Raw genomic sequence first — 26,303 nt, 5'->3', positions numbered from 1 at the left:
CCTCCCCAAAGGCCCGGGAGGCCCGGAGGGAGAGGGATCGGGGGCGGGGGACAGCCCGGGTCCGGGTGGTGCAGAATGCGCCGGATGCAACGAGGACTCGTCCATACGATCGCGTGGTCGCTCGCCACCGGCGCGGCGGTCACGCTGTCGTGGTGGGGTGTGCACACGGTCATGACGGGGACGGCCTACGACCCGCCCCGGGCCGTGCCGATCTCGGTGGGTTCGGGGCCTCCGCAGCGCATCGGGCAGAGCACCGGCGAACCGCTCGTCTCCTCGACGCACCGCGCCTCGCCGTCGCCCTCCCCCTCGCCGCGCACCAGCAGCGGGAGCCCTTCGCCGTCGGCCCCGGCCCCCTCCCGTACGCCGTCGGGCACCCCGGCGAAGCCTGCCGGGCACCCGGGTTCGGGCGCGGTGAAGAGCTATCGCACCGACGGCGGCCGGGTGGTCTTCGAGCTCGGCCGCAGCTCGGCGAAGCTGGTCTCGGCGACGCCGGAGCCGGGCTGGTCGATGCGGGTGTGGACGAACGAGGCGTGGATCAGGGTCAACTTCGAGGGCGCGAACGGCGCGACGTATTCGGTGTTCTGCACCTGGAACGGGCATCCGCCGCTGGTGCAGATCGTCGACCCGTAGCGGAGTTCGCGGCGCTCAGGGGTTCTCGAAGGCCGAGGGCGGGGGTGCCGGTGACGGTTTGGCGGCCGCGTCGGTGACGACGGCCGCACCTCCGGTGAAGTCGGTGAGCGCGCGGCCGTGTTCGACGCGGCCGGGGTGCGGGTCGCTCGCCACCCGGCGGGTGAACTCGGCGACCGGGAGCGGCAGAGCCGAGGCGTACAGGACCGCGTTGCCGAAGCGGCGGCCCCGCCACACCACCGGGTCGGCGGCGAGCGCCAGTTCGGGGAAGACGGCCGCGGCGGTCGCGACCTGACCGCGCAGATGGGCGAGCGGGGGCCCGTCGGCGAGGTTGGCGGCGTAACTCCCGCCGGGCTTCACGACCCGCCGCACCTCGGTGAGGAACTCGGCGGAGGTGAGGTGGGCGGGCGTGCGGGCCCCGCCGAACACATCGGCGATGACGAGGTCGGCCCAGCCGTCCGGGAACCTGCCGAGCCCTTCGCGGGCGTCCGTCGCCCGGACCCGGACGCGGGCCTGGGCGTCCAGCGGGAGATGGTCGCGGACGAACCGCACGAGGGGTGCGTCGACCTCGACGATCTGCTGGGTGGAGCGGGGGCGGGTCGCGGCGGCGTACCGGGCGAGGGTGAACGCGCCGCCGCCCAGGTGGAGGACGTGCAGCGGCTGCTGCGGGGGCGCGGCGAGGTCGATGATGTGGCCGAGCCGCCGCTGGTAGGCGAACGACAGGTACGTGGGGTCGTCGAGGTCCACGTGGGACTGCGGGGCGCCGTCGATCAGGAGCGTGCTGCCGCGCGGCCGCTCCCGGTCGGGTATGAGCTCGGCGAGTCCGCCGTCGACCGGGCAGGAGACCTCTTCCTGCTCGGCGCGGCGCTGTCCCTTCTTCCTGCCCGCTGCTCCGCCCTTGCCCCCGGCCGGTCCTCCTCGACGTGCCACGTTCGCTGATCCTCGCTGGTGGGGGCCCGGGTCACCGGCCGCGGCGGAGTGTTCCGCCCGTGCGGCCATTATGGGCTCAGCAGCAGTTGTCGGCCGCCTCGATCAGCCGGGCCGCCTGGTCGAGGGCGGCGCGCAGTGCGGCGGGGTCGGTGACCGGGGTGCCCTTGGCGGGCGGGAGCAGCCAGCCGGTGCCGGAGACGGGCGGCTCGGCGGGGACGCGCAGCCCGCGGCCGTCCGTCCTCGTACAGGCGCTGCCCGGTACGTCCCAGGCGTCGGCGGTGCCCGGTGGGACGAGGAAGCCGAGGGTGTCGCAGGCTCCGTCGTGCAGGACCGGGCCGACGGCCTCGTGGTCGGCACCGCGGCGAAGGATGTCGACGGCTTCCAGGCCCTGCCGCGCCGGGACCGTGACGAGGTCGCAGGACTCGTGCTCCGGCACCGGGTTCCTCCCCGGGGCCACCGGGACCGCCGGGCATGTTGTCGCGGTCGTCCATGAGCCGGTCTCCCGGCCGAGATGCAACAAGGGAACCTCTCCTCTCATCGCCGAATCATCGCCGAACGGAGCCGCACTCCGTCTCCACATGGACCAACGGCACAGGTGCGTCAAGGGCTACGGGCCCACACCGCCGCAAAGGGTGGCAGTTCATGGCGGATCAAGGGAGAGATGCCCCTTTTGCGAAGAAACGCTGCGTGTGTGTCCTGTCACAGCAGGTACGTTCTTGCTCCGCCGGGACACCGGAAAACAGGAACCCGGCCGCACCAGAGAGGGGCCGGCCATGGGGTCGACAGGGGCAGTTCCCAACCTCGCCTTCCGCCGACTGCGCGGTCAGCGTTCCGCCGGGGAGTTCGCGGCGGCGGTGCGCAGAGCGGCGCGGGAGATCGGGGAGCAGGTCGCGTGCGACGCCCGCTACGTGGGGCGCGTGGAGTCCGGGGAGATCCGCTGCCCCAACTACGCCTACGAACGGGTCTTCCTGCACATGTTCCCCGGGGCGTCCCTGGCCGACCTGGGGTTCTCGGCCCGCGAGACCGTACGCGGAAGGGGGGCGCGGGTCGTGTCCGAGCCCCCGCCCGAACCTCCGCCCGCGCCCGTGTCCGTACCTGTGTCCCCACTCGCGCTTCACAGCGACATCCACGAAACCGACGAGGAGAGCGACGTGCTGCGTCGCGTATTCATGACGAGCGGCACCGCCACGGTGGCGGCCGCTTCACTGGGGCTCGGCGAGGCGCCCGCCTCCGCCGCCACCCGGGTCTCCCTGCCCGCGCAGCGCCGGGTCGGCGAGACGGAGGTGAGCGCCGTCGAGAAGGCCGTACGGCAGATCCGGCTGCTGGACGACCGGCACGGCGCGGACGGGCTGTACCGGCGGGCCGCCCAGCCGCTTCGCGCGGCCTACGAGCTGCTGGACGCCGGGACCACCGCGCGGCGCGCCACCGCGGACCGGCTGCACGCGGGAGCGGGCGAGCTGGCCATCTCGGTGGGCTGGCTGGCCCATGACTCGGGCCGCTTCGACGACGCACGCTCGCACTACGCGGAGGCACTGGCCACGGCCCGGCTGGCCGGGGACGCGGGCCTTGAGGCGCACGCGTTCTGCAACACGTCGTTCCTGGCCCGGGACGCGGGGCGGCCGCGGGAGGCGGTACGGGCGGCGGAGGCCGGACAGCGGGCCGCCCGCACGCTGGGCTCGCCCCGGCTGCTGGCACTGCTCGCGCTGCGGGAGGCGGGGGGCCGGGCGGGGCTCGGTGACCGTACGGGGTGCGACCTGGCGATCGGGCGGGCGCGGGCGGCGTTCGAGCGGGGGCCCGCGGCCGGGGACCCCGAGTGGATGAGCTTCTTCCGGGAGGCGGAGCTTGAGCTGCTGGAGGCGCAGTGCTGGTCGGCGCTGGGCGACTGGTCCCGTGCCGCGCGGCACGGACGCCGGGCCACGGCACTCCAGGACGCGCACTTCACCCGGAACCTGGCGCTGTACCGGGCCCAGCTGACGGGCGACCTGGCCCGGGCGGGGCGGGTGGACGAGGCGGCGGCGACCGGGCACCAGGTCCTGGACCTGCTGACCCGGGTCCGGTCCTCGCGGATCCGGGGGATGCTGGCGGGGGCGGCACGGGTGCTGGAATCCCGGGGCGGGCCGCCCCCGGTCACGGCGTTCCTGACCCGGCATGGGGGGTCGGCGGTGGTGCGGTGAGCGGTGAGAGCTTTCCGGCGGTGCGCGTGGTCAGCCCGTCCGGACCGGGCGGCTGCCCCCGCCGCCGTTGCGGGGCGCGTGGTCAGCCCGTCCGAGGGGCTCCGGGCAGCGGGCACCGCCGCCCCCAGCGCCTACCGCTCCAAGTGCCCCGTGTCGTTCCAGCGCTCCACGGCCGGCCGGCCGTACGCCCAGCCGAGGACCGACAGTGACGTCGGCTCCAGGCGGATGCGGGCGCCGAAGGACAGGTCCTCGCCCAGCCACCGCGCCCCCAGGGCCCGCAGAATGTGGCCGTGGGCGAAGACCAGCACGTCCCGGTCCGCCGACCGCGCCCAGGCGACGATCTCGTCCGCGCGGGCGGTGACGTCGGCGACGGACTCCCCGTCCGGGACCCCGTCACGCCAGATCAGCCAGTCGGGCCGGTCCGCCTTGATCCGGGCCGGGGTGAGGCCCTCGTACGCCCCGTAGTCCCATTCCATCAGCGCATCCCACGTCTCGGCCCGCTCCCCGAACCCGGCGAGCTCGCACGTCTCGGCGGCCCGGACGAGCGGGCTGGTGCGGACCTCGACACCGGGCAGTCCCGCCCAGGGGGCCCGGTGCAGCCGCTCGCCGAGCAGCTTGGCGCCCTCGCGGCCGGTGTCCAGGAGCGGGATGTCCGTCCTGCCGGTGTGGTTGCCCTGGACCGACCACTGGGTCTGGCCATGCCGGGCAAGCAGGATGCGCGGTGCCATAACGGCTCTCCCTGGAACGCTGGTGCTGGGGGTTCCATCATCCCGTACGGCACGCGCAGGCAACCTCCGGGACCGTACCTACGTCCCATCCTGAGCAGCCGTCCCACCGAAGCCACGGACCACGGCGGGGACCGCTGCGTACGGGACGTCCGGAAGAGGACCCCCGGGGGAATCGGCGGCACTGTGCCGCCGTACGGTTGAACGCTCGCCGTCGGCCGCATGAACATGGGGAGAGCTACCGGATGCCGCACGCCACCGCGCCGCTCGCGATTGGTCATCGGCCCCGCTGGTGGACGGAGCTGCCACTGATCGCGGTGGTGTACGCGCTGTATTCGGTGGGCCGCCTCCTGGTGCACGGCGACGTGTCGACGGCGGTCGGCAACGGACTGGCGATCCTGCGGCTCGAACAGGCACTGTTCCTGAACGCCGAGCATCCGCTGAACCGGCTCTTCACCACCACCCCGTCCATAGGCATACCCGCCGACTTCGCGTACGCCTCGCTGCACTACGTGGTCACCCCGGCCGTCCTCGTCTGGCTGTTCCGGCGCAGGCCGGCCTCCTACCGTGCGGCCCGGGTCTGGCTGATGAACTCGACGCTGCTGGGCCTGGTCGGCTTCACGCTGATGCCGACCTGCCCGCCCCGGCTGCTGGACGCGAGCCACGGCTTCGTCGACACGATGGCGCAGTACAGCAGTTACGGCTGGTGGGGCGAGGGCGCGAGCGCGCCGCGCGGGCTGAGCGGGATGACCAACCAGTACGCGGCGATGCCGAGCCTGCACGTCGGCTGGTCGATCTGGTGCGGAATCCTGCTGTGGCGGCACGGCCGCCACCCCCTCGTACGGGCGGCGGGAATCGCCTATCCGCTGCTCACCACGATCATCGTGATGGGCACCGCCAACCACTACTTCCTGGACGCTGTCGCGGGCGCCGCGGTGATGGCCGTCGGAGCCCTCCTGACCAGGCCCGTCATCCGGTTCGCCGACCGCTGCAAGGACTGGGGCAGGGCCCGGATCGCCCGTCCGGTCGCGGACCGTTTCCGGGGTGGCCGGGCCACCGCCGCCGCGGATGTTCCGGCGACCGTGTCCCCCGATGTCAGTGCCGGGTGCGAGACTTCGCCGGGTGAGCGAATCCCCGGCCAGCGGACCTCCTCCGCAGATCCCCCCGGCACGGCAGTCGGAGGCGCGGCAGCCCGAGCCGCCGCCGACGCGGCCGCGAGCGACGACGCTCCGGCAGCGGCTCGCTGAGCTGCGCGGCCCCTCCGTAGCACCGCATCCGCTCGACGCCCGCGCACTGGCCGCCCTCGCCGCGAACCCCGGCTGCAAGCGGCGTGCCCTGCTCGACGGTGCCGGGGTGGACAAGGGCGTGCTCGCCGCCGCACTCGGCTCCCCCGCCCCCTTCGGGCAGTCCCAGTTCGCCTTCATGCGGGGCAACGCGTTCGAGGCGAAGGTCAAGGCCGACGGCGGCGCCGAGCTGCTGCGCCTGTTGTACGAGCGCCTCGGCGACGGCGCTGCGGCCCCGGGTGCGGACGTGTTCGCGCCCGACCTGAGCGCCGCCGGCCCCGAGGGCCGCGCCGCGCGCACCGCCCTCGCGCTGCGGGAGGCGACGGCCGCGGGCGGCTGGGCGCTGCTGGACCACCCGATGCTGGCGCTGGAGGTGGCGGGCTCCCCCGCCTATCTGGAGCCGGACGCGGTGGTGGTGCACCCCGACGGCCGGTGGACCGTCGTCGAAATCAAGTCGTTCCCCATGATCGACGCATCCGCCGACGCCGCGAAGGTCGGTGCGGCGGCCCGGCAGTCCGCGGTGTACGTGCTGGCGCTGGAGCGGGTCGCGGCGGTGACCGAGGGCGCGGAGGTCGGCCACCGCGTGCTGCTGGTCTGCCCCAAGGACTTCTCCAACCTGCCGACGGCCTCCGTCGTCGACGTACGCAAGCAGCGGGCCGTCACCCGCCGCCAGCTGACCCGGCTCACCCGGATCGAGGACCTCGCGGACGCCCTGCCCGCGGGGACGACGTTCGATCCCGCGTGCTCGCCGCAGGAGCTGGAGACCGCCGTCTCCTCCGTCACCGCCGCCTACGCGCCCGAGTGCCTGGCCGCCTGTGAGCTTGCGTTCCACTGCCGGGCGAAGTCCCGGGCCGAGGGGTCTGTGGAGGCGCTCGGCCGGAGTGTGCGCGGTGAGCTGGGCGGGCTGACCACGGTGGCCGGGGTGCTGGCGGCCGCCGCGGGCAAGGAGGGCGACCCCGACGATCCGACGGTCGCGGCCCTGCGCCGGGCCGCCGCGCTGCGCGCCGAGGCGCTGGAGAGCGCGGCGGCGCTCCGTGGGCGGGGACAGTCCCTGGAAGGGGCGGCCGGATGTCGCTGATCACCACGCTCGCCCGGCTGGAGGCCGTCGACTCCGGCCGCGCCCAGCCGCTGGCGACGGTCCGCCACCGCCATCTCACGGACCGGCCGCTGGTGCTGGTGCCGCTGACCACCGCAGGCGAGGCCGGGGCTCCGCTCGGGGCGCTGGTCGGCACGGACCGGGAGGCGCCCAGGCTGCTGGCCGTCGCCCAGCCGCGCGACCGGGATCTGCGGTTCGCGTTCCTGGCCGAGCTGGCGGAGACCGTCCTTCCGCACATCGAGGCGTACGCGGACGTCGTCGAGCCCGCCGAGCGCAACGAGACCGATCCGGCGACCGGCAAGAAGACCAAGGTCGAGGTCGAGCTGTGCACGGACGCGGCCCAGCTGATCGTGCCGAGCCGGGCGGGCATCGAGTTCGTGCGGCTGCTGGGCCGGTCCATGCGTTTCCGCCGGACCGCCGACGACGACCCGGACACGCCCTATCCGGCCCCGGTGCGCGTCCCGCTGCTCGGCCGCTGGCTGACGCATTACGGGGAGCGGGCCCGGGTGCCCGGCTCCTCACTGCTGCTGGCCACCACGGATCTGCTGAACCGGCACTGGGCGACCGGGCAGAGCAGCCTGGAGGACCAGCACCTGGGCGCGCTGCTCTCCTGGATCGATCCGCCGGACGGCTCCTCGGGGGCCGAGGCGGCGCTCCGGGCCGAGCTGGCCCGGGACGGTGCGGGCCAGCTGCTCTGCCCGCCCGCGGGTCCGGCCACCGACCCGGACTTCGACAACCGCCTCCTCGCCCCCGCCATCGAGCGCTACGACCGGGCCCGTTCGGCGCTCGCCTCCGCCGAGGACGGGCTCGCGGCGGATGCCCGTCTCGGTGAGCTGAGCGGCGCCGAGCGGGAGATCCGCTCCCTGCTGGCGCGGGTCATGCTGCCGACCTGGGACGCGGTGTGGCGGGGTCTCGACCTGCTGCGGGAGCTGCCCGAGGGGTCCCGGGCCGAGGACCGCTGGACCCGGGACCGCTGGTCGTTCACGAGCCACCGCGACCGGGTGCGCTCGGGCGAGCCGCCGCAGCCGCGCCACGACGACGCGGTGACGGCCGCGCGGAAGCTGGCCTCCCGGGAGACCGCCCAGGCCCAGCTGGAGGCCCAGGAGGCGCTGGACGATCCGCTGGTGCTGGCGGGGCGGCGGCTGGCGGGCGAGGCGTTCCTCGCCGAGGTGGCCGGGGTGGAAATGGCGTACACCGAGTCCAAGCGCCCCTCCCCGCGCCCGCTGGTCACCGTCCGCACGGGCGAGCGCCCGCACCTGGGCGAGCGGACGAAGGTGTACCGCTCGCTGGACGGCAAGCCGCAGACGGCGGAGTTCGTACGGTACGCCTCCGAGGCCCCCGGTGACGGTCCGGAGGTGCCCGGTGGCGGTCTTGAGGCCCTCGGTGGCGGTCCGGAGGCCCTCGGTGACGTTCCTGAGGTCCCCGGTGACGGTTCCGAGAGCCCGGCCGACGACGGCGGGGTCCTGCTCGTGCTGCGGATCCTGGACCGGATGGGCCGGGGCAAGGAGCCCGCGCCCGGTTCGGTGCCGGAGCCCGGGGAGCGGATCGCCTGGACCCTGTTCGAGCACGACCAGCGCTCCGGCCCGAAGCTGCCGGACCCGGAGGACACGCCGTGGACCCACGGCGGCCCGCCGGGCGCGGACGCCGCCACGCGCGCGGAGCATCCCGACCCCGTGACCCCGGAGGACCTGCTGTGACCCCGAGCCTCATCACGGGACCTGTCGTGACGGCCGCCGTCCGGGAGGGCTCGCTGTGAACACCGTCTTCGATCCGGGCGCGGCGGCGGCGCGGGCGACCGGCGCGATCCTGGACGACACCCTGCGCGGAAGTGCGCGCGGCGTCGTCGTGGACTCGCCGCCCGGCGCCGGTAAGTCGACCCTGGTGGTCCGGGCGGCTCTGGAGCTCGCCGCCGCCGGTCGCCCGCTGATGGTGGTCGCGCAGACCAACGCCCAGGTCGACGACCTGGTGGCGCGCCTCGCGGAGAAGGAGCCGGAGCTGCCGGTGGGGCGGCTGCACAGCAACGACTCCGACCCGTACGACAAGGTGCTGGACGGCCTCGACAACGTGACGAAATCGGCGAAGGCCGCCGATCTGGCCGGACTCGACGTGGTGATCTCGACGGCCGCCAAGTGGGCGCACGTGAAGAACGTGGAGCCGTGGGGCCACGCGATCGTGGATGAGGCGTACCAGATGCGCTCGGACGCGCTGCTGGCCGTGGCCGGGCTGTTCGAGCGGGCGCTGTTCGTCGGGGACCCGGGGCAGCTGGACCCGTTCTCGATCGTCGGCGCGGACCAGTGGGCGGGGCTGAGCTACGACCCGTCGGCGAGCGCGGTGTCCACGCTGCTCGCTCACAACCCGGATCTGCCGCAGCACCGGCTGCCGGTGTCGTGGCGGCTTCCGGCGTCGGCGGCCCCGCTGGTGTCGGACGCGTTCTACCCGTACACGCCCTTCCGCAGCGGTACGGACCACGGGGACCGCACGCTCTCCTTCGGGGTGGCCTCGGACGGGTCGGGCCCGGACCGGGTGCTGGACGAGGCGGCGGAGTCCGGGTGGGGGCTGCTGGAGCTGCCCGCCCGGCACACCCCGCGTACGGACCCCGAGGCGGTGCGGGCGGTGGCGCTGGTGGTCCGGCGGCTGCTGGACCGGGGCGGCGTCGCCACCAGCGAGCGGGCGGACGGGCCGGTGCCGGTGACCGCGGACCGGGTGGCGGTCGGCACGGCCCACCGCGACCAGGCGGCGGCGGTACGGGCGGCCCTCGCCGAGCTGGGCGTCACGGGGGTGGCGGTGGACACGGCGAACCGGCTCCAGGGCCGCGAGTTCGACGTCACGGTGGTCCTGCACCCGCTGTCGGGCCGCCCCGACGCGACCGCCTTCCACCTGGAGACGGGCCGCCTGTGCGTGCTGGCCTCGCGGCACCGGCACGCGTGCATCGTGGTCTGTCGGGAGGGGGTGGCCGAGCTGCTGGACGAGCACCCTTCCACGGAGCCGGTCCAGCTGGGTGTCACGGTGAAGTTCCCCGACGGCTGGGAGGCCAACCACGCAGTGCTGGCCCACCTCGCGGAGCGGCGGGTGCGGTGGCGGCCCTGAGCACGGGCGCGCCCCCGCGCCCCCTGCGCACGCCCCGGCCCCCTTGCGTGGGGTTGGACAATGGAGGGTGGCCGTCCGGCACGTCCGGTCACCAGGTCGTCCGAGGAAGGAACACCACATGACACAGTCCGAGCGGAACGAACGGCAGCGGCTGCGCCCCGCGCCGCTGCTCTTCGAGCCGTCTCAGGCCACGGCGGACCCGGAGCACTTCTTCGACCTGGAGTCGATGGAGGACCCCCGGGAACTGCTGGCCCGCGCGACCGAGCTGACGCATGCCTTCCGCGCGGCGACGGACCGGTCGGTGGAGTTCCAGGCGATAGCGGCGGCGCAGCTCGCCGATCCGAGCCGGTTCGACCGGCTGACGGCGGCGGACGTCGCGGAGCGCGCGGAGTGGACCGAGGACTACGCGAAGAAGATGATCGAGTTCGGCCGGTCCCTGCTGGACGCCTCCAGAACCTGATCCGCGAACCTGATACGGGAACCTGATACGGACCTGATCGGGGAACCTGGTCCGGGTCCGGTCCGGACCGGGCCACGAACCTGACCCGCCCGACCCCTGCCGCCCGACGCCTGCCGTCGGCAGCAGACCGGGGTCAGGTCCCGTGGCATATTCCGGCGGGCAAGATACTCCTTCCGCTCCCGCCCTGTCCCGGTTTCCGGCAACTCTCGGAAACAGTTCCGTCACTCCCGGTAGACCTTGCTGCATGAGCGCATGGCTGAAAGACGAAACGACCCTTCAGGCCGGTGCCGCCGTCGCGCACCACGGCGTCGACATCTTCGCCCTGCTGCGGGACCAGACCGGAGCACAGGCCGCCCAGGTCACCGCCGCCGGTGCCGCCTGGCTCGCCGGGGCCTCGGCCCATCCGCGCAGCACGCTCGCCCAGTGGGAGGAGCGCCCCGGTGCGCCCGGGGTGCTGCCCTGCGGTTCCGCTTTCGATGTCGTCAACGTGCCCGCGCTGTTCGGGCGCCGGATGCTGGAGCAGCTCTGGTCCGAGGGCCCCGGCTCCGGCCCTGTCGCCTCGCACCGGGGCCGGATGCTGCTGTTCGCGGCCCCCGGGACGGCCCAGCGACTGCCGTCGCTGCTCGCCTGGGAGGAGTGGGGGGCCGGCGGCCGCGCGGGCTCCGGCGAGCAGCGGGGCACGGTACCGCCGCTGCTCTGCCACGGCACCGGGGACGCCGTGACCGTACCGCCGCTGACCTGCGCGTCGTCCGACGGCGGGCCGCGCTGGCTGGTGGCGCCGGACACACGTAACCCATGGCTGCCGGGCCCCGACGTGCTGCTCTGGGCGTGCGTACGGGTGAGCAGGTCGGCGACCTCCCGGGGCACCGCGTATTCGATTTTTCCTCGGGCGGATCAGGATGCTAATGTCTACGACGTCAGCAGGCGCCGTTAGCTCAGTTGGTTAGAGCAGCTGACTCTTAATCAGCGGGTCCGGGGTTCGAGTCCCTGACGGCGCACCGACGGAAGAAGCCCCTCGCGAAAGCGGGGGGCTTCTTCGTGTGCGCTCCCCCGGATTCCGGTTTCAGACGCCGGTGGTGATCCGGACCGTCCAGGAGCCGGCCGGGGTACGGTCAGCGACCTCGATGCGGGTGCGGTCGCCGGGGACGGTGAAGGTCTCCCCGACCCCGAGCGGGGCGTCGGCGAGCGGCGGGTAGACCGAGCGGTCCCAGCAGGCCCCGGTCTCCGGGTGGGTGTCCACCACCTCGACGGGCCCGCCGCCGGAAGCCGTCCCGCTGCGGATGCGGTAGATCAGGATGCCCTCGGTGCAGGTGCTCCGGTCGTTGCCGGTGGCACTGCGGGCCTCGATGGCCAGGGCGCTGTCGAGGCCGGTGCGGACGACGGCGAGCCGGGTCCCGATCGACCCGCCGGGCACCGGGGCGGCGGAGACCGGCTCCAGGGTGAGGTCGGCCGAGCCCTGGACGCAGACGACCTGCCGCCCGCCCAGCCAGCCGAGCTTCCACTTGTGCCAGCCGAACAGATCCGGGGCGAGGCCGAACTGGCTGCCCATGACGTCCCAGTCGCCGACGTACGTGTCCCAGTCGCCCTTGCCGTCGACGGGCCGGTGGTAGAGGTCGGCGAGGTCGAAGACGTGCCCGGTCTCGTGGGCGAGGACGTTGCGGTCCGGGGGGTGCTGCTCGAAGAGCGTCACCACGCGCCGGATGTCGGTGCCGTCGGCGCGCAGCGGCCGGTCGAAGTTGACCACCTTGGTGGCGTCGGAGTCGACGCCGGGGGCGTCGGGGTCGGCGACCAGGTAGACGATGTCGTAGGCGGAGAAGTCGACGTCAGGGTCGGCGGCGGCGATGGCGTCCCGCAGATAGGCGGTGCGCCGCTCGGCTTTCCAGTCGCGCTCCACGGCGTACCAGGTCGAGTCGCGCGGCATCTGCGTCCAGCCGCGCCGCGGGTGGGGGCGCAGGGTGAATCCGCCGTAGCTGGCGCGCTCGAAGAAGCTGCTGGTGGAGGGGAAGTGATCGGCAGTCAGCACCTCGGGGGTGAGGGTGGGCTCGGAGTCCGGGAAGGACAGGAAGATCATGACCGCGTCGAGGCTCCGGTCGGGGCGCGGGTAGGCCGTGTTCCAGGTGTCCAGGCCGAGCGAGTGGTGCGCCGATGTCCGGGTCAGGGCGCACGGAGCGGCGTCGCCCCGCGCGGCGGCCGCGGCGGGGCCCGCGACGAGCGACATGGCGGCGAGCGCCAGGAGGGAGGTCACGGAGGCCGCCACACTGCGCAGCGTCGGCCGTTCCGCTCCCCTGGGTCCGCGACGGCACGGCACATCGACCTCCGGGTGGGGAAACGCGGTCCATCTCGTCCACCCTGTGCCGGTTCACGGTGGCACGTCCTGTTGTGCTGCCCCACTCGGGTAAGCGGTCAATACCACCACCCACGCCTTCACGGAACGTCACTATCGGTCAGTTAAATCGGCCATTGCAACAGATCCGCACAGAAATGATCAGGATCGGGCAAACCGGAACGCGCCCTCCCGCCCGCTGACACTCCCCGCACGGCCCCCGGCGGAGCCCCGCACCGGACGGCGAGCTGGAACGGCCGACGCGGCACCCTCTATGCTTCACCACGCTTTCCCGCGTGGAACGGGCCCCTTGACGGGGCCGCCACCCGGTGACCTGTCCGACCCCACCTGTTCACGACAATCTTCACAGCGGGAGCGAGCGGTGAGCGGAACCTCCGAAGGGCCGAGGGCCCCGGCAGGCACGGCCCCCGGCACACCCCCCGCGCCGGTCACGGAGCGTCACACGACGGCCCCGCATCCGGCCCCCGATCCGCCCGCCGCCCAGCACCCCGACGCGGCCCCCGCCCCGCCGGCCGCCGTCGCCGATGACGGCCCCTCCGCGTCCGAGCTGCGCGACTACCGCGCCGCCTTCAACGCCGCCACGCTCCCCATGGCCGTCGTCGACGGCCGCGGCCAGGTCCTGCGGGCCAACGAGGCGCTCGGCGGGCTGCTGGGCGCGGCGGCGACCACCCTCGCCCGGCAGCAGGCGTGCGAGCTGTTCGACCTCGCCTCCGACGACCGCACCTGGCTCGCCTACCGCGAGGTGCTCCAGGGCCGCCGCTCCCGGTTCCGCTGCACCCGCCGCCTCAAGCACCCCGACGGGCGCTTCCTGTGGGCCGAGGTCACCGTCGTACCGATGACCGGCACCTCGGCGGCGGAGCCGGCCCGGGTCCTGCTGACCGTCGCGGACATCAGCGACCGCCGGGAGCTCCAGGAGCGGCTGCGCCATCTCCAGATGCACGACCCGGTGACCCGGCTGCCCAACCGGACGCTGTTCTTCGAGCGCCTCGCCTCGGCCCTGGAAACCCCGCCGTACCAGGACGACTCGATGCCGCCCCGGCAGCACGCCCGGATCGGGCTCTGCTACCTGGACCTGGACGGCTTCAAGGCGATCAACGACACCCTGGGCCACCGCACCGGGGACCGGCTGCTGGCCGCCGTCGCCGGGCGGCTCACCGACTGCGCCGAGAACGACGCGTCCCGCACCCCCGGCGGCAGTCGGCTGGTGGCACGGCTGGGCGGCGACGAGTTCGCGATCCTGGTCGAGGACTCGGCCGGGACCCAGGAGCTCACCGACCTGGCCCGCTCGGTCCTCGCCGCGCTCCAGCAGCCGTTCGACCTGGCCGGGCAGCGGTTCTCGGTCTCCGCGTCGATCGGGGTGGTGGAGCGGGCCGCGGCGGGCACCTCGCCCACCGGTCTGATGCAGGCCGCCGACACCACGCTGTACTGGGCGAAGGCCGACGGCAAGGGGCGCTGGACCCTGTTCGACCCCGAGCGCAACGCCCATCGCATGACCCGGCAGTCGCTGTCCTCCACGCTCCGGCCCGCCGTGGAGCGCGGGGAGTTCACGCTGGAGTACCAGCCGCTGGTCGGGATGGCGGACGGGGTGCTGCGCGGGGTCGAGGCGCTGGTGCGCTGGAACCACCCGCAGTTCGGGGTGCTGTCGCCGAATCGGTTCGTCGGCATCGCCGAGGAGGACGGTTCGATCGTGCAGCTCGGCCGGTGGGTGCTGCGCACCGCGTGCCGGCAGGCCCGGCGCTGGCAACTGGACCACCCGGCCGAGCCGCCGCTGTTCATCAGCGTCAACGTCGCCGTACGCCAGGTCTGGGACTCCGACCTGGTCGCCGACGTGGCCGAGATCCTGGCCGAGACGGAGCTCGCTCCCGGGCTTCTCCAGCTGGAGCTGACCGAGTCCGCGGTGATGGGCTCGGGCGGCCGCCCGCTGCGGGCACTCCAGGCGCTGAGCGACATGGGCGTACGGATCGCCATCGACGACTTCGGGACCGGGTATTCGAACCTCGCCTATCTGAGCAGGCTGCCCGTCTCCGTTCTGAAACTGGACGGCGCGTTCGTGAAGGGCTTCCGGTACGAGGACGGTACGCACCCGAGCCCGGCCGACGAGACGATCGTGGAGGCCATGGTGCAGCTGGCGCACCGCCTGGGCCTGACCGTCACCGCGGAGTGCGTGGAGACGGCCGGACAGGCGGAGCGGCTGCGGCGGATCGGCTGCGACACGGGGCAGGGCTGGCTGTACTCGCGGGCCGTGGCGCCGGAGCGGATCGCCGGGCTGATCGGGTCCCGGCCGCTGGAGGGCTGACCGGGACCACGGGACAGCGGTCAGGAGGCCGCGGGCAGTCCGTACGCGTCCGCGATCAGGTCGTAGCTCCGCAGTCGGGCGTCCCCGCCGTGCGCGTTCGCGGTGATCATCAGCTCGTCCGCGCCCGTGCGCTTGGCCAGGTCGTCCAGGCCGGTGCGGACCTCGTCGGCGGTGCCGTGGACGACGTTGGCGAGCCAGCCGTCGACGAACTCCCGTTCCATCGGGGAGAAGGCGTACGCCTCCGCCTCCGCCGGGCTCGGGATCAGCCCCGGCCGTCCGGTGCGCAGCCGGACCATCGACAGAGCGCCGGTCAGCACCTGGCGGCGGGCCTCGCGCTCGTCGTCGGCGGCCAGCGCCGAGACCCCGATCAGGGCGTACGGGGCGTCCAGCACCGCGGAGGGCCGGAAGGACTCGCGGTACAGGTCGAGCGCCGGGATGGTGTTCTGTGCCGAGAAGTGGTGCGCGAAGGCGAACGGCAGCCCGAGCGTCCCGGCCAGCCGCGCGCTGAAGCCGGACGAGCCCAGCAGCCAGACGGGCGGCCGGTGCGCGGACTGCACCCCGCCGGGGGCGGTCGCCTGGACCGGGCCCGGTACGGCGTGGATGCGGCTGTACGGATGCCCGTCGGGGAAGTCGTCGTCCAGGAACCGGATCAGCTCGCTGAGCTGCTGCGGAAAGTCATCGGCCCCTTCGTTGAGCCGGTCGCTGCGGCGCAGGGCGGCCGCCGTCGCACCGTCGGTGCCGGGGGCCCGGCCGAGGCCCAGGTCGATCCGGCCGGGGGCCATCGCCTCCAGGGTGCCGAACTGCTCGGCGATCACGAGCGGGGCGTGGTTGGGCAGCATGACCCCGCCGGAGCCGAGCCGGATGCGCTCGGTGTGGGCGGCGATGTGCGCGAGGATCACGGCCGGGGAGGACGAGGCGACCCCAGGCATGGAGTGGTGCTCGGCGACCCAGTAGCGGTGGAAGCCGCGGCTCTCGGTGAGCCTGGCGATCTCCACGCCGGTGCGCAGGGCCTGGGTCGCGGTGCGGCCCTGCCCCACGGTGACCAGGTCGAGGACGGACAGCGGAACGGGGGCCGTGCCGACCGCCGCACCTCGGATTCCGTCGCCGCCCGTCTCGTCGCCTCGGATCTCGTCCACGTGTCGGCCCTCTCCCGGTGGTACTCGTCGTACGTATCGGAGGGGTGCAACAGGAGGATGACTCCGTTTATTCCGCCGGGCCGCCTTCTACCGGGGACGGCCCCCTACTCCCGTACCTCGATGCCCTTCGGCTCCAGCGACCCGGGCACCGGCGCACGGGTGGAGAACAGCGTGCCGAGCGTGGGGGCCCAGATCCTGCGGTCGGTGAGGCGCAGCCCCTCCCACACTGTGACCTGGTTCGCCGTGAGGACCGGCTTGCCGAGCGCCTCCTCCAGCTCGGGGATGTACGCGGCTGTGTGCAGGGACGTGCCCGGGATCAGCACCGCCTCGGCGTCCGGGTCGTCGGCCTCCAGCGCCAGCCGCTTCACCCGCTCCGGCCCCCAGGACCCGGCCTCGGCCGAGGAGGCGGCCCCACCGGACGCGGCCGCGACGGCCTCGACGCCCGCCGACGCCAGGAACTGGGCGAGGAGCCCGGTGACGTCCTCGGAGTAGGGGGCCGCGACGGCGACGCGGCGCGCGCCCAGCTCCCGTACCGCGTGGGCGAAGCCGATCGAGGTGCTGGAGGCGGGCAGCCCCGCCGTCCTGGCGAGCGTGGCGACCTGCTCGTGGGCGCCCTCCCAGCCGTACCCGAAGCTGCCTCCGGTGGACGCCCAGACCAGCGCCTCGGCGCCCGCGAGGCGCAGCTCCTCGATGCCCTCGGCGATCCGGCCGGGCGCGCCCCGCTCGCGCAGTGCGCCGGGGTGGCAGGCGTCCTCGCCGGGGTCGGTGGCGAACAGGGGCAGCCGGATGTCGGTGTCGAGCAGGATCTCGATCCGTGGGAAGTCGTCCTCGGCGGCGTGACCCGGGTAGAGAAGTCCTACGGTCGTCATGTCCACCCTTCCTGTACGTCGACGGCCTGCCGCGCGGCACCGCCCCCGTCGCGGGTGCGGCGGCCCGCCGGACCTGCCGGGCGGGCCGTGACCGCGCGACCGGTCACTATTGCCCCGACTTGTTCCCAGTATTCCTCCGGTGGGCCCGTGGTGTCGGGCGCGCGGCCCGGCATCGTTGACGGCGGGGGGCCCTGCTGCGAGCGTGGGCGCGTCCGACCGCCGTTCCCGCGTCCGTACCGCTGCCGGAGGGCCGACCCGCGATGCCGAACCCCGTGCTGCTCGTCCTCGACGCCGATCCGCCCCAGCCCCCGCGCCTGGGCCGGCTGACCGGCCGGGTGGACGTGCGGTACGCGGACGCCTCCTCGCTCGCCGGGAAGCTCCCGTACGCCGACGTCCTGCTGGTGTGGGACTTCACCTCCGACGCGGTACGGGAGGCCTGGCCGGGTCCGGGGGCGCGGCCGCGGTGGGTGCACACGGCGAGCGCGGGCGTGGACCGGCTGCTCTGCCCGGAGCTGGTCGCCTCCGACACCGTTCTCACCAACGCGCGGGGAGTCTTCGAGCGGCCGATCGCGGAGTACGTGGCGGGGCTGGTACTGGCGTTGGCCAAGGACCTTCCCGGCACCCTGGAGCTCCAGCGGGAGCGGCACTGGCGCCACCGCGAGGGGCAGCAGGTCGCCGGTACGCGGGCGGTGGTGGTCGGGGCGGGGCCGATCGGCCGGGAGATCACCCGGCTGCTGCACGGCCTGGGGGTCACGGTGGCCCTGGTGGGGCGGACCGCCCGGCGCACCATCCACGGGGTGGCGGATCTGGACCGGCTGGCGGCCCGGGCGGACTGGGTGATCGCCGCGGCCCCGCTGACCGACGCGACGCGCGGGATGTTCGACTCCCGTTTCTTCGGTCTGCTCCAGCCGTCGGCGCGGTTCATCAACGTGGGGCGGGGGGCCGCCGTGGTGGAGGCCGACCTCGTGGACGCGCTGAACCGCCGCTGGCTCGCGGGCGCGGCGCTCGACGTGTTCGAGGACGAACCGCTGGGCCCGGACAGCCCGTTGTGGGATGTTCCGGGCCTGTTGGTCTCGCCGCACCTGAGCGGGGACACGGTGGGGTGGCGCGACCGGCTGGGCGAGCAGTTCGTGGCGATGTACGAACGGTGGGCGCGGGGCGAGCCGTTGCCGAACGTGGTGGACAAGGAACGCGGTTACGTCCCGTCCCCGGACACGGGCACGGGCACGGGCACGGGCACGGGCACGGGCACGGGCACGGGCACGGAGGCGGGTGCAGGCACGGACACGGACACCGAGACCGGCACGGAGACCGAGACCCGCACCGGCACCGGCTGATCCCTCGCCCTCCGCCCGCCCCAGGGCACGGGAACGTCACCTTCCGGCCACTGTTCGGTTACAGGCCCCGGCTTCCTGCATAGACGTACGGGACGGGGCAGGCGCTCACCCTGTCCGGACTGTTCGACCTCCAGGAGATTGCGAACCATGGCTGAATTCCCGAACCTGTCCCGCCGGGGTTTTCTCAACGGAACGGCGGCCGTGGGCGGCCTCCTCGTCGTTCCCGGCCTGCTCACCGCGTGCAGCAAGACCGACTCCGGCGCCGCGACCGGTGAGGGCGCCCTCGACAAGCTCCGCAAGCAGGGCTTCGTGCGCGTGGCGTACGCCAACGAGGCGCCGTACGGCTACCTGGAGGGCAAGGAACTGAAGGGCGAGGCCCCGACCCTGCACCGGGAGATCTTCAAGGCGCTGGGCGTGGATGAGCTGAAGCCGACGCTCTCCGAGTGGGACGGGCTGATCCCGGGCCTCCAGGCCGGGAAGTACGACGTGGTCAGCGCGGGCATGGCCATCACCCCGGAGCGCTGCGGCAACGCGATCTTCTCCGAGCCGGAGTTCATCTCGCCGACCGCGCTGATGGTGAAGAAGGGCAACCCGAAGAACATCACCGACCTGGCCTCCGCCAAGGAGGCCGGGATCACCGTCGGCGTGATGTCCGGTGCGGTGGAGGGCAGTTACGCCGAGGGAGCGGGCATCCCCGAGGACAGGATCAAGACGTTGCAGAAGCCGCAGGACGGGGCCGACGCCGTCAAGGGCGGCCGGATCGACGCGTTCCTGCTCACCGGGATCTCGCTGCGCTGGCTGGCGAAGACCAACCCGGACACCGAGGTCACCGAGGCGTTCCTGCCGAAGCTCGACGGCAAGGAGCAGTTCTCGCCGGGGGGCGCGGTCTTCCGCAAGGGCAACGAGGACCTGCGGGACTCCTTCAACCGGGAGCTCAAGAAGATCGTCTCGGACCGCTCGCGCTATGTGCAGCTGCTGGAGCCGTACGGGTTCGGGGAGACGGAGATCCCGCCCGCCGACCTGAAGACCGCGGATCTGTGCAAGGGCTGACGGGGCGGACGCACACGCATGAGTGACTTCTTCTCCCTCCTCGTCGAGGAGTTCCCCCAGGTCCGTTCGGGCCTGTGGGTGACGCTGGAGGCCACGGTCCTGGGCGCGCTGCTGGCCGGGGCGCTGGCCTTCGCGCTCGGGCTGATGGCGGGCAGCAAGCTGCTCCTGGCGCGCGGGTTCTCCCGGGTGGTCGTGGAGTTCTTCCGGGGGACCTCCCTCTACATCCAGCTGTTCTGGCTCTACTACGCGATGCCGCTGCTGACCGGCTACGAACTGACCCCGCTGATCTGCGGGGTCGTCGCGTTCGGCCTCAACTACGGTGCGTACGGTGCCGAAGTGGTGCGCGGTGCCATCAACTCCGTACCGCGCGGGCAGTACGAGGCGGCGATCGCACTCAACCTCAGCCCGGCCAGGCGGCTGTGGAAGGTGATCCTGCCGCAGGCCTGGGTGCAGATGATCCCGAGCTTCACCAATCTGCTGATCCAGCTGCTGAAGTGCACCCCGCTGCTGTGGCTGATCTCGGCCGCCGATCTGATGACGGTGATCCAGCAGCTGCGCGACCGTACCGGTGAGACCCTGACCGCCTATCTGACCCTGCTGGCCGCCTACTTCGTCCTGGCCTACGCGCTGACCCTGCTGATGAGCCTGCTGGAGCGCGGCGCCAAGCGGCGGCTCGGCCTGGACACCGGCGCCAAGGGCCTGCTCAAGAGCCGTAGCACGACCGCGACCGCCGTGGGAGGTACCCGGTGAACGGCTTCGACTGGAACGCCGTCGGGGAGTCCCTGCCCCTGCTGCTGGAAGGGTTCCGGGTCACCCTGCTCGCCACCGTGCTCGGCACTCTGGTTGCGGCCGTGCTGGGGCTTGCCGTCGCGGTGGCCGGGCGCGCCCCCAGCAAGTTCGTCACGGTCCCGGTGCGGGCCGTCACGGAGTTCGTGCGCTCCACCCCGCTGCTCGTCCAACTGGTGGGGGCCGCAGCGCTGTTCAGCTCGGTGGAGCCGCTGTACATCGGGATCGCGGTGCTGGGCGTCCACTACGCCGCGTACACCTCGGAGGTCTACCGGGCCGGGATCGACGGCGTACCGAAGGGGCAGTGGGAGGCGTGCCGCGCGCTGTCGCTGTCGCCCCGGCGCACCTGGCAGGCCGTGATCCTGCCGCAGGCGGTGCGCAATGTGCTGCCCGCCCTCGGGAACTACGCGATCTCGATGTTCAAGGAGACCCCGTTCCTGGCCGTGATCACGGTGCAGGAGATGGTCTTCGAGGCCCGGAAGTACGGGGCCGACCACTTCGCGTACACCGAGGTGTTCACCCTCGCCGGCCTGATCTTCCTGGTCGCGAGCTACCCCACGTCGCTGCTGATGAGAAAGCTGGAGAAGCGCCTTGGCCACTGACCCCTCCCTCCTCAAGAAGACGGCGGCCCCGGCCTCCCAGGGCACTCCCGAGGACGCGGCCTCGGCGGCCGGGCGCACGGGCGAGCCGCTGGTGCGCTTCGACAAGGTGGTGAAGCGCTACGGCGACCATGTGGTCCTGGACGAGCTGGACTTCACCGTCGACCGCGGCGAGCACGTCACCCTGATCGGGCCCAGCGGCTCGGGCAAGACCACGATCCTGCGGCTGCTGATGACGCTGGAGAAGGTCAGCGACGGGGTGATCTGGGTGGACGGCTCCCCGCTGTCGCACGTACGGGCCCCGGACGGCTCCCTGAAGCCCGCGGGTGAGAAGCAGCTGCGGGAGTCCCGGAAGAAGATCGGGATGGTCTTCCAGCAGTTCAACCTCTTCCCGAACATGAAGGTGCTCCAGAACATCACCGAGGCCCCGGTCAGCGTGCTGGGCAAGAGCCGAGAGGAGGCCGAGACCCGGGCCCGGGAGCTGCTGGACCTGGTGGGGCTCTCGGCGAAGGTCGACGCCCACCCCTCGCAGCTCTCCGGGGGCCAGCAGCAGCGGGTCGCCATCGCCCGCGCCCTGGCCATGGAACCGGAGATCCTGCTCCTGGACGAGGTGACGTCCGCGCTCGATCCGGAGCTGGTGGCCGGGGTGCTGGAGCTGCTGGAGGACATCGCCAGGAACACCGACATCACCATGGTCTGCGTGACCCACGAGATGAACTTCGCCCGGGACGTCTCGGAGAAGGTGCTGATGTTCGACGCGGGCCGGGTCGTGGAGTCCGGACCGCCGGAAAAAATCTTCTCCGATCCGTCGCACGAACGTACGCGCGAGTTCCTCAACGCAGTGCTGTGACCTCGCCGTTAGCCCCCTGCTCATGACGTTGGCATATGCCAGACGGGTGCGCCCCAGTTGACAGCCCTGGGGCGCGCCCACTGACTCGCCAACTGCCGCCCCGCGGGTGGGTTTCGGCCGCTATCGTGGGGCGAAAGCTTGCGGTCACAACCTGGTAGGGGGACACCGTGGCATTGAAGCCCGAGCCGACCGCGCCGTTCCACTCGGTGCAGTACGCCCTGCGCGTGCTCGAAACGGTCTCCAAGCACGGCAACGGTGTGACCGATGCCCAGATCTCCCGCGAGACGGGCCTGCCGACCGGCCACCTCGCCCCGCTCCTGCTCACACTGCGCCGCGAGGGCTATGTGGAGCAGGTCAGTGACGGCGCGTACGTCATCGGCGCCTCGCTGCTCCTGCTCGGCTCCGGGGCGGCCCGCCGCCAGGCCCTGGAGGTCCGGCTCCAGCACACCCTGACCCAGCTGCGCGACGCCGTCGGCGCGGCGGTCTACCTCAGCCGGTATGTGGACGGCGAGATCAGCGTGACGCAGGTGGCGGACGGGCCGCTCACCCCGGCGGTGAACGAGTGGGTGGACTTCCGCTCCTCCGCGCACGCCAGCGCGGTCGGCAAGTGTCTGCTGGGCCAGCTCGACCACGACGGGCGGCGCGATCACCTCTCCCGGCACAAGACGGCCCGGCTCACCTCGCGGACGATCACCAACGAGAAGATCCTCTTCTCCCAGCTCGACGCCCAGTCGGCCACGGTCCCGGTGCTGGACCTCCAGGAGTACGCGGTGGGCACCGTCTGCGCGGCCGTGCCCCTGACGGCCGGGGCCTCGGCGGGCTGCCTCGCCCTGTCCCTGCCGATCGAGGACGCGCACCGGCTGCGGGCGGCGGCCGACATCCTGGGCCGGCAGGCCGCTCCGGTGCTGCTGTCGCTGGCGCTGTAGCCACCGGGGCCGGGCTCTCGGGGCCTCAAGGAGGCGGGTGTCATCAGCACCCCTCGGGACCAGGTATTATTTTCGAGTCAGCAGGCGCCGTTAGCTCAGTTGGTTAGAGCAGCTGACTCTTAATCAGCGGGTCCGGGGTTCGAGTCCCTGACGGCGCACGACACGCAGTGGGCGGTCTCCTTCGCGGAGGCCGCCCACTGTGCTTTCCCCCTCACAGAGCCCTTCCCCGTTCCTCGTACTGTGCGAGCAGAGCGGCAAGGCTCCCGTCGTCCAGTGGTGCGTACGTACCGTCGCCGTGCCGGTCCCACCACACCGGATCCGCACAGCGGAAGCCGGCCCTGCGCAGCGCCACCCGGTGGACCTTGTTCGTCGCGGTGACCGGCATCCGCTCGACGATCCGGACGAACCGCGGCGCCATCTTCGTCCCCAGGTCCGGCTGGGCGCGCAGGAACGCGGTGAAGGCCGCCGGGTCGAAGGCCGCGCCCGGCCGGAGGGTCAGGGCGGCCATCACCCGGTCGCCGGTGACCGGGTCCGGGACGGCGTAGACCGCGGCTGCGGCCGCCTCCTCCCAGCGGGCCAGGATGTGCTCGATCATCGCGGCGGCCAGGTTCTCGCTGTCGACCCGGAGCCGGTCGTCGGTGCGGCCCGCGAAGTAGAGGTAGCCGTCGGCGTCCCGGTAGAAGAGGTCGCCGGTCCAGTACCAGCCGCGCCGGGCCCGTTCCGCGTCCGCCTCCGGGTTGCGCCAGTAGCCCTCGAAGGGTGTCGGCCCCCGGTTGACCAGCTCACCGATGGCCTCGTCCCCGTTGAGCAGCTTGCCGCCCGCGTCGAAGCGGGCCGGTGCGCGCTCCGCACCGGTCTCCTGGTCGACGACGGCCAGGTCGTCACCCGGAGCGGCCCGGCCGATCGCGCCCGTCGGGGTGCCGGGGCTCCGCTGGATCGCCGCGCCGCCCTCGGAGGAGCCGTACCCCTCGACCAGCTCCACACCGAAACGCTCCCGGAACCGGGCCGCGTCCACCGCGCCCGCCTCGGTGCCGAAGCCCAGGCGCAACGGATGCTCCCGGTCGTCGGGGCGCTCGGGGGTGGCCAGCAGATACTGCACGGCCCGCCCGACGTAGGTGAAGTACGTCGCCCCGTAGGCGCGTACGTCGTCGAGGAAGGCGGAGGCGGAGAAGCGGGGGCGCAGGGCTATGGCGGCCCCGGCGGCGAGCGCGGGGGCCCAGCCGGCGAGCACCGCGTTGCCGTGGAACATCGGCATGCAGATGTAGTGGACGTCGGCGGGCCGGACGCCGAAGTGTCCCGCGAGGGAATGCCCGGCCCCGGCCAGACGGCCCTGGGTGCAGATCGCCGCCTTGGGCGCGCCGGTGGAGCCGGAGGTGAAGTAGAGGAGCATGCGGCTGCCGGGGCCGACCGGGGAGAGGCGGGCGTCGCCGGGGCGTGCGCCCGCGTAGGGGGCGAGCAGGGCGGCGTACGCCTCGGTATCGGTGACCAGGACCCGCACCCCCGGCAGCTCCAGGTCCGCGAGGAGCGGCAGGTGGGCGCGCGCGGTGATCAGGAGCGGGGCTTCGGTGTGCAGGATGTCGCGGGCCAGCTCGGGGCCGCGCCGGGTGGGGTTGATCCCCGCGACGGCGGCCCCGGCCAGGGCCGCCGCGCTGAGCCACATCGGGAACTCAGGGGTGTTGTCGAGCAGTACGCCGAGGTGCGGTTCGCTGCGGCTCGGCAGCAGATCCGCCAGGAGCGCCGCCCGGGCGGCGGCGCCCTCGACCACCTGGTGATGACTGAGCACGGTGGGGCCGTGCTTCAGGGCGGGCCGGTGGTCACCCCATTGACGTCGTACGAGTTCCGCGACGGTGCCGGTACGCCTCATGGCGCCGCACGATAACTGATGGAGCGTCAGAACTTAACGTCCGAGCACGCGTAGAAGGCGTTGGCGGTGTCCGCCACGTTCCACACGGCGAGGATGATGTGCTTGCCGCTCTTCTGGGTGGGGATCGTGCCCTGGTGGGTCAGGGTGGCCGGCGGCTGCTGGTTCCCGTAGGGCACGGTCATGAAGGGCTGCGATTCGAGTGCGGCCCGGGTGAGCGGCTTGGTGGAGTCCCAGCCGTTCTTGGTGATGTAGTAGCGGAAGTCGCTGGTGGAGTGGCGGGCGGTGAACCGCCAGCGGAAGCTGTAGCCCTGCCCGCCGGTGACCTGGGTGGCGGGCCAGTTGCCGCCACGCGGGTCGTCGAGCTGAGCGAACCGTCCGTTGCCGCCGGAGCAGATCCTGCCGTCCGCCGGCCCTGCCGCCGGGAAGCCCTTGGGCCCCTCGACGCTCTGCGGCTCCCACTGGATGCTGCCGCAGTTGGCGACCGTGCCGTTGGCGCAGAGTTTCTGACGGCTGATGGGGGAGTCCGTGTAGCCGTGGCTGCCGGCGGTGTTGGTCGCGAGCACCGAGACGCCCGCTATCGCCAGGCCGATCACGGCCGCGCTTGCTCTTTTCCGCATTTGCTGTCGCTCCTCTAGAACGTGGGGGAGGTTCCATGAGCCTTGCTCGACATGCTGCGCGCGCTTGGTGCGTGTGATGGGCACGTGCCGGTTGACGGATTCGGCGGTTGCACGTGCCAGGTGACGCATGGTGCATCCTGCGGTCTAGACCAAGTATCAGATTATTGACACGTCATGAACATGTCCAGACCAATGGGCGTCGTATTCCATCGGCGCGCCCCGGCTCCCCCGCGCCTCAGGCCCCGTCCCCTCCCCCACTGCGGCCCGTGTAGAACGCGACGGTCAAGTCCTTGACGAGGGCCTTGCGTTCGTAGTCGTCGAGCTCGACGATGCCGCGAGTGGTCAGCCGGTTGACCGTGTCGTCGACCGCGTCCACCACGGAGGTGAGCACGCTGTCGCGGTGCTTGGCGTCGATCGCGGCGATCCGCCGCCGCTGCATCGCCGCCGCGACCTCCGGGGCGTACTCGATGCCGGTCGGCTGCGCCGAGTACACCTCCACACCCACGGGTTCGCAGTCCGCCTTCAGCATCCGGGTCAGAGCGTCGCCGACCGCCTCCGCGTCGCGCAGGGTCGGGGCGTCCTCGTGGAACGCGTCGGCGGGCAACTGGGACAGGACCCGGGCCATGGCAGCCTCGACCTGGGCGCTGAGATATGCCTCGTGGTCCTCGATACCGAGGGCGGCCCGCACGGTGTCCTCGACCCGCCAGACGACGAGGACCACCGCGCGCAGTGCGGTGCCGTTGGCGTCGACGGCGGGCAGCGGTTCGCTGCGCCAGTGCCGCAGCCGTACGTCGACACGGCGGCGCAGCAGCAGGGGCGAGACCCAGACGAGGCCGGTGCGGCGGACGCTGCCCCGGTAGTCGCCGAAGAGCGTCAGCACCCACGCGTACCCGACCCGCCCGCGGCCCAGGCCGCCGAGCGCGAGGAGCACCACGGTGGCCAGGAGGGCGAGCAGCGCCCAGCCGCCCGCCCCGACGCCCACGTCGGTACGGGGGCCGATCCCGACGGCGGTCTGCCAGGCGGCGGGCAGCGCCCCCCGCCACCACAGGACAGCCAGCCCACCGGCGATTCCGGCCGCGCCGGTGAGCAGGGCGACGTACCCGGGCAGCGCGGGCCCGGGCCGCTCAGCGAGCCGGGGGTCGGCGACAGGAGCGGGCCGGGTGGAGGGCTGCACCCGCGTCTGCGGCGTACGCGGCACGGGCGGCCGCCGGGTCGCGGGCGCACGCTCCCCGCCGGCCGCGCGCCCG

Annotated in this window: 24 protein-coding genes and 2 tRNA genes; 17 read left to right on the top strand and 9 right to left on the bottom strand. The window is 73.1% G+C overall.

Features of this window, described 5'->3' with window-relative positions; translation table 11 throughout:
* Nucleotides 1–84 precede the first annotated feature (84 nt).
* A complete protein-coding gene (locus CIB93_RS08210) occupies nt 85–630 on the top strand; it encodes a hypothetical protein (RefSeq protein ID WP_096625728.1) in 546 nt (181 codons plus the stop codon).
* Between the two features lie 15 nt (nt 631–645).
* Here CIB93_RS08210 and CIB93_RS08205 read toward each other — a convergent pair whose 3' ends face one another.
* Nucleotides 646–1,557: a spermidine synthase gene (locus CIB93_RS08205; RefSeq protein WP_096625580.1), complete on the bottom strand. Its 912-nt coding sequence runs from the start codon at nt 1,555–1,557 to the stop codon at nt 646–648.
* A 76-nt stretch (nt 1,558–1,633) separates the two neighbouring features.
* Entirely contained in the window at nt 1,634–2,095 is a 462-nt protein-coding gene (locus CIB93_RS08200; protein WP_179500027.1) for a hypothetical protein, read from the bottom strand.
* A gap of 235 nt (nt 2,096–2,330) precedes the next feature.
* Here CIB93_RS08200 and CIB93_RS08195 point away from each other — a divergent pair, with 235 nt between their 5' ends.
* A complete protein-coding gene (locus CIB93_RS08195; RefSeq protein WP_096625576.1) occupies nt 2,331–3,731 on the top strand; it encodes a transcriptional regulator in 1,401 nt (466 codons plus the stop codon).
* 131 nt (nt 3,732–3,862) lie between these two features.
* On the opposite strand, the gene CIB93_RS08190 is transcribed toward CIB93_RS08195, so the two are convergent.
* The gene (locus tag CIB93_RS08190; RefSeq protein WP_096625574.1) at nt 3,863–4,459 is read right to left on the bottom strand and encodes a histidine phosphatase family protein; all 597 of its coding nucleotides are present in this window, start codon (nt 4,457–4,459) and stop codon (nt 3,863–3,865) included.
* Between the two features lie 242 nt (nt 4,460–4,701).
* Between CIB93_RS08190 and CIB93_RS08185 the strand changes: the two genes are divergently transcribed.
* The 7 genes from CIB93_RS08185 (at nt 4,702) to CIB93_RS08155 (ending at nt 11,380) form a co-directional block, all read left to right on the top strand.
* Entirely contained in the window at nt 4,702–5,703 is a 1,002-nt protein-coding gene (locus CIB93_RS08185; protein WP_096625572.1) for a phosphatase PAP2 family protein, read from the top strand.
* 106 nt (nt 5,704–5,809) lie between these two features.
* Nucleotides 5,810–6,817, top strand: a complete 1,008-nt coding sequence (locus CIB93_RS08180; RefSeq protein WP_096625726.1) for a hypothetical protein — start codon at nt 5,810–5,812, stop codon at nt 6,815–6,817.
* Complete coding sequence (locus tag CIB93_RS08175; RefSeq protein ID WP_096625570.1) at nt 6,808–8,532, top strand: hypothetical protein; 1,725 nt, start codon at nt 6,808–6,810, stop codon at nt 8,530–8,532. The genes CIB93_RS08180 and CIB93_RS08175 overlap by 10 nt, the downstream gene beginning before the upstream one ends.
* 55 nt (nt 8,533–8,587) lie before the next feature.
* Nucleotides 8,588–9,922 (top strand): AAA domain-containing protein, encoded by a 1,335-nt coding sequence (locus CIB93_RS08170; protein ID WP_096625568.1) that lies wholly within the window; start codon nt 8,588–8,590, stop codon nt 9,920–9,922.
* Nucleotides 9,923–10,040: 118 nt separating this feature from the next.
* Nucleotides 10,041–10,382, top strand: coding sequence for a hypothetical protein (locus CIB93_RS08165; protein ID WP_096625566.1), 342 nt, complete (start codon nt 10,041–10,043; stop codon nt 10,380–10,382).
* A gap of 244 nt (nt 10,383–10,626) precedes the next feature.
* A complete protein-coding gene (locus CIB93_RS08160) occupies nt 10,627–11,316 on the top strand; it encodes a bifunctional DNA primase/polymerase (protein ID WP_096625564.1) in 690 nt (229 codons plus the stop codon).
* A tRNA-Lys gene (locus tag CIB93_RS08155) sits at nt 11,307–11,380 on the top strand. The genes CIB93_RS08160 and CIB93_RS08155 overlap by 10 nt, the downstream gene beginning before the upstream one ends.
* 65 nt (nt 11,381–11,445) lie before the next feature.
* On the opposite strand, the gene CIB93_RS08150 is transcribed toward CIB93_RS08155, so the two are convergent.
* A complete protein-coding gene (locus CIB93_RS08150; protein ID WP_096625562.1) occupies nt 11,446–12,690 on the bottom strand; it encodes a M6 family metalloprotease domain-containing protein in 1,245 nt (414 codons plus the stop codon).
* 397 nt (nt 12,691–13,087) lie between these two features.
* Between CIB93_RS08150 and CIB93_RS08145 the strand changes: the two genes are divergently transcribed.
* Nucleotides 13,088–15,022, top strand: a complete 1,935-nt coding sequence (locus tag CIB93_RS08145; protein ID WP_096625560.1) for a bifunctional diguanylate cyclase/phosphodiesterase — start codon at nt 13,088–13,090, stop codon at nt 15,020–15,022.
* A gap of 20 nt (nt 15,023–15,042) precedes the next feature.
* Here the strand turns inward: CIB93_RS08145 and CIB93_RS08140 are convergent, their stop codons facing one another.
* The gene (locus CIB93_RS08140; protein WP_096625558.1) at nt 15,043–16,158 is read right to left on the bottom strand and encodes an LLM class flavin-dependent oxidoreductase; all 1,116 of its coding nucleotides are present in this window, start codon (nt 16,156–16,158) and stop codon (nt 15,043–15,045) included.
* Nucleotides 16,159–16,262: 104 nt separating this feature from the next.
* Nucleotides 16,263–17,027 carry a decarboxylase gene (locus tag CIB93_RS08135; protein ID WP_096625556.1) on the bottom strand — a complete coding sequence of 255 codons (765 nt, stop codon included), beginning with the start codon at nt 17,025–17,027 and terminating at the stop codon, nt 16,263–16,265.
* A 260-nt stretch (nt 17,028–17,287) separates the two neighbouring features.
* Between CIB93_RS08135 and CIB93_RS08130 the strand changes: the two genes are divergently transcribed.
* The 7 genes from CIB93_RS08130 (at nt 17,288) to CIB93_RS08095 (ending at nt 22,733) form a co-directional block, all read left to right on the top strand.
* The gene (locus tag CIB93_RS08130; RefSeq protein ID WP_257002093.1) at nt 17,288–18,364 is read left to right on the top strand and encodes a D-2-hydroxyacid dehydrogenase; all 1,077 of its coding nucleotides are present in this window, start codon (nt 17,288–17,290) and stop codon (nt 18,362–18,364) included.
* A 147-nt stretch (nt 18,365–18,511) separates the two neighbouring features.
* Entirely contained in the window at nt 18,512–19,414 is a 903-nt protein-coding gene (gene ehuB, locus CIB93_RS08120; protein WP_096625554.1) for an ectoine/hydroxyectoine ABC transporter substrate-binding protein EhuB, read from the top strand.
* A gap of 18 nt (nt 19,415–19,432) precedes the next feature.
* Nucleotides 19,433–20,164, top strand: a complete 732-nt coding sequence (gene ehuC / locus CIB93_RS08115; protein WP_096625553.1) for an ectoine/hydroxyectoine ABC transporter permease subunit EhuC — start codon at nt 19,433–19,435, stop codon at nt 20,162–20,164.
* A complete protein-coding gene (gene ehuD, locus CIB93_RS08110; protein WP_096625551.1) occupies nt 20,161–20,802 on the top strand; it encodes an ectoine/hydroxyectoine ABC transporter permease subunit EhuD in 642 nt (213 codons plus the stop codon). Before ehuC ends, ehuD begins: the two co-directional genes overlap by 4 nt.
* The gene (gene ehuA / locus CIB93_RS08105; RefSeq protein ID WP_096625549.1) at nt 20,792–21,649 is read left to right on the top strand and encodes an ectoine/hydroxyectoine ABC transporter ATP-binding protein EhuA; all 858 of its coding nucleotides are present in this window, start codon (nt 20,792–20,794) and stop codon (nt 21,647–21,649) included. The genes ehuD and ehuA overlap by 11 nt, the downstream gene beginning before the upstream one ends.
* 167 nt (nt 21,650–21,816) lie before the next feature.
* Nucleotides 21,817–22,575: an IclR family transcriptional regulator gene (locus CIB93_RS08100; RefSeq protein ID WP_096625547.1), complete on the top strand. Its 759-nt coding sequence runs from the start codon at nt 21,817–21,819 to the stop codon at nt 22,573–22,575.
* A gap of 84 nt (nt 22,576–22,659) precedes the next feature.
* Nucleotides 22,660–22,733 (top strand) — tRNA-Lys (locus CIB93_RS08095).
* A gap of 53 nt (nt 22,734–22,786) precedes the next feature.
* Here CIB93_RS08095 and CIB93_RS08090 read toward each other — a convergent pair.
* From CIB93_RS08090 to CIB93_RS08080, 3 genes are all read right to left on the bottom strand, one after another.
* Nucleotides 22,787–24,439 (bottom strand): AMP-binding protein, encoded by a 1,653-nt coding sequence (locus CIB93_RS08090; RefSeq protein WP_096625545.1) that lies wholly within the window; start codon nt 24,437–24,439, stop codon nt 22,787–22,789.
* A gap of 26 nt (nt 24,440–24,465) precedes the next feature.
* Nucleotides 24,466–25,056, bottom strand: coding sequence for a lytic polysaccharide monooxygenase (locus CIB93_RS08085; protein WP_096625543.1), 591 nt, complete (start codon nt 25,054–25,056; stop codon nt 24,466–24,468).
* Nucleotides 25,057–25,291: 235 nt separating this feature from the next.
* A partial coding sequence (locus tag CIB93_RS08080; RefSeq protein ID WP_257002092.1) for an SPFH domain-containing protein occupies nt 25,292–26,303 on the bottom strand: 1,012 nt, incomplete at its 5' end.

This window comes from Streptomyces sp. WZ.A104 (assembly GCF_002382885.1).
In the GTDB taxonomy this organism is placed as follows: Bacteria; Actinomycetota; Actinomycetes; order Streptomycetales; family Streptomycetaceae; genus Streptomyces.
Note: the sequence above shows the minus strand (reverse complement) of the source record. Positions and strands in the feature narration are given on the sequence as shown.

Excerpts from the sequence above, each read along its gene's own strand:
- CIB93_RS08085 (WP_096625543.1), bottom strand. The coding sequence starts at position 25,056 with ATGCGGAAAAGAGCAAGCGCGGCCGTGATCGGCCTGGCGATAGCGGGC.
- CIB93_RS08175 (WP_096625570.1), top strand. The coding sequence starts at position 6,808 with ATGTCGCTGATCACCACGCTCGCCCGGCTGGAGGCCGTCGACTCCGGC.
- CIB93_RS08130 (WP_257002093.1), top strand. The coding sequence starts at position 17,288 with ATGCCGAACCCCGTGCTGCTCGTCCTCGACGCCGATCCGCCCCAGCCC.
- CIB93_RS08210 (WP_096625728.1), top strand. The coding sequence starts at position 85 with ATGCAACGAGGACTCGTCCATACGATCGCGTGGTCGCTCGCCACCGGC.
- CIB93_RS08190 (WP_096625574.1), bottom strand. The coding sequence starts at position 4,459 with ATGGCACCGCGCATCCTGCTTGCCCGGCATGGCCAGACCCAGTGGTCG.
- CIB93_RS08200 (WP_179500027.1), bottom strand. The coding sequence starts at position 2,095 with ATGAGAGGAGAGGTTCCCTTGTTGCATCTCGGCCGGGAGACCGGCTCA.
- ehuC (WP_096625553.1), top strand. The coding sequence starts at position 19,433 with ATGAGTGACTTCTTCTCCCTCCTCGTCGAGGAGTTCCCCCAGGTCCGT.
- CIB93_RS08185 (WP_096625572.1), top strand. The coding sequence starts at position 4,702 with ATGCCGCACGCCACCGCGCCGCTCGCGATTGGTCATCGGCCCCGCTGG.
- CIB93_RS08160 (WP_096625564.1), top strand. The coding sequence starts at position 10,627 with ATGAGCGCATGGCTGAAAGACGAAACGACCCTTCAGGCCGGTGCCGCC.
- CIB93_RS08090 (WP_096625545.1), bottom strand. The coding sequence starts at position 24,439 with ATGAGGCGTACCGGCACCGTCGCGGAACTCGTACGACGTCAATGGGGT.
- CIB93_RS08195 (WP_096625576.1), top strand. The coding sequence starts at position 2,331 with ATGGGGTCGACAGGGGCAGTTCCCAACCTCGCCTTCCGCCGACTGCGC.
- CIB93_RS08165 (WP_096625566.1), top strand. The coding sequence starts at position 10,041 with ATGACACAGTCCGAGCGGAACGAACGGCAGCGGCTGCGCCCCGCGCCG.
- ehuB (WP_096625554.1), top strand. The coding sequence starts at position 18,512 with ATGGCTGAATTCCCGAACCTGTCCCGCCGGGGTTTTCTCAACGGAACG.
- CIB93_RS08135 (WP_096625556.1), bottom strand. The coding sequence starts at position 17,027 with ATGACGACCGTAGGACTTCTCTACCCGGGTCACGCCGCCGAGGACGAC.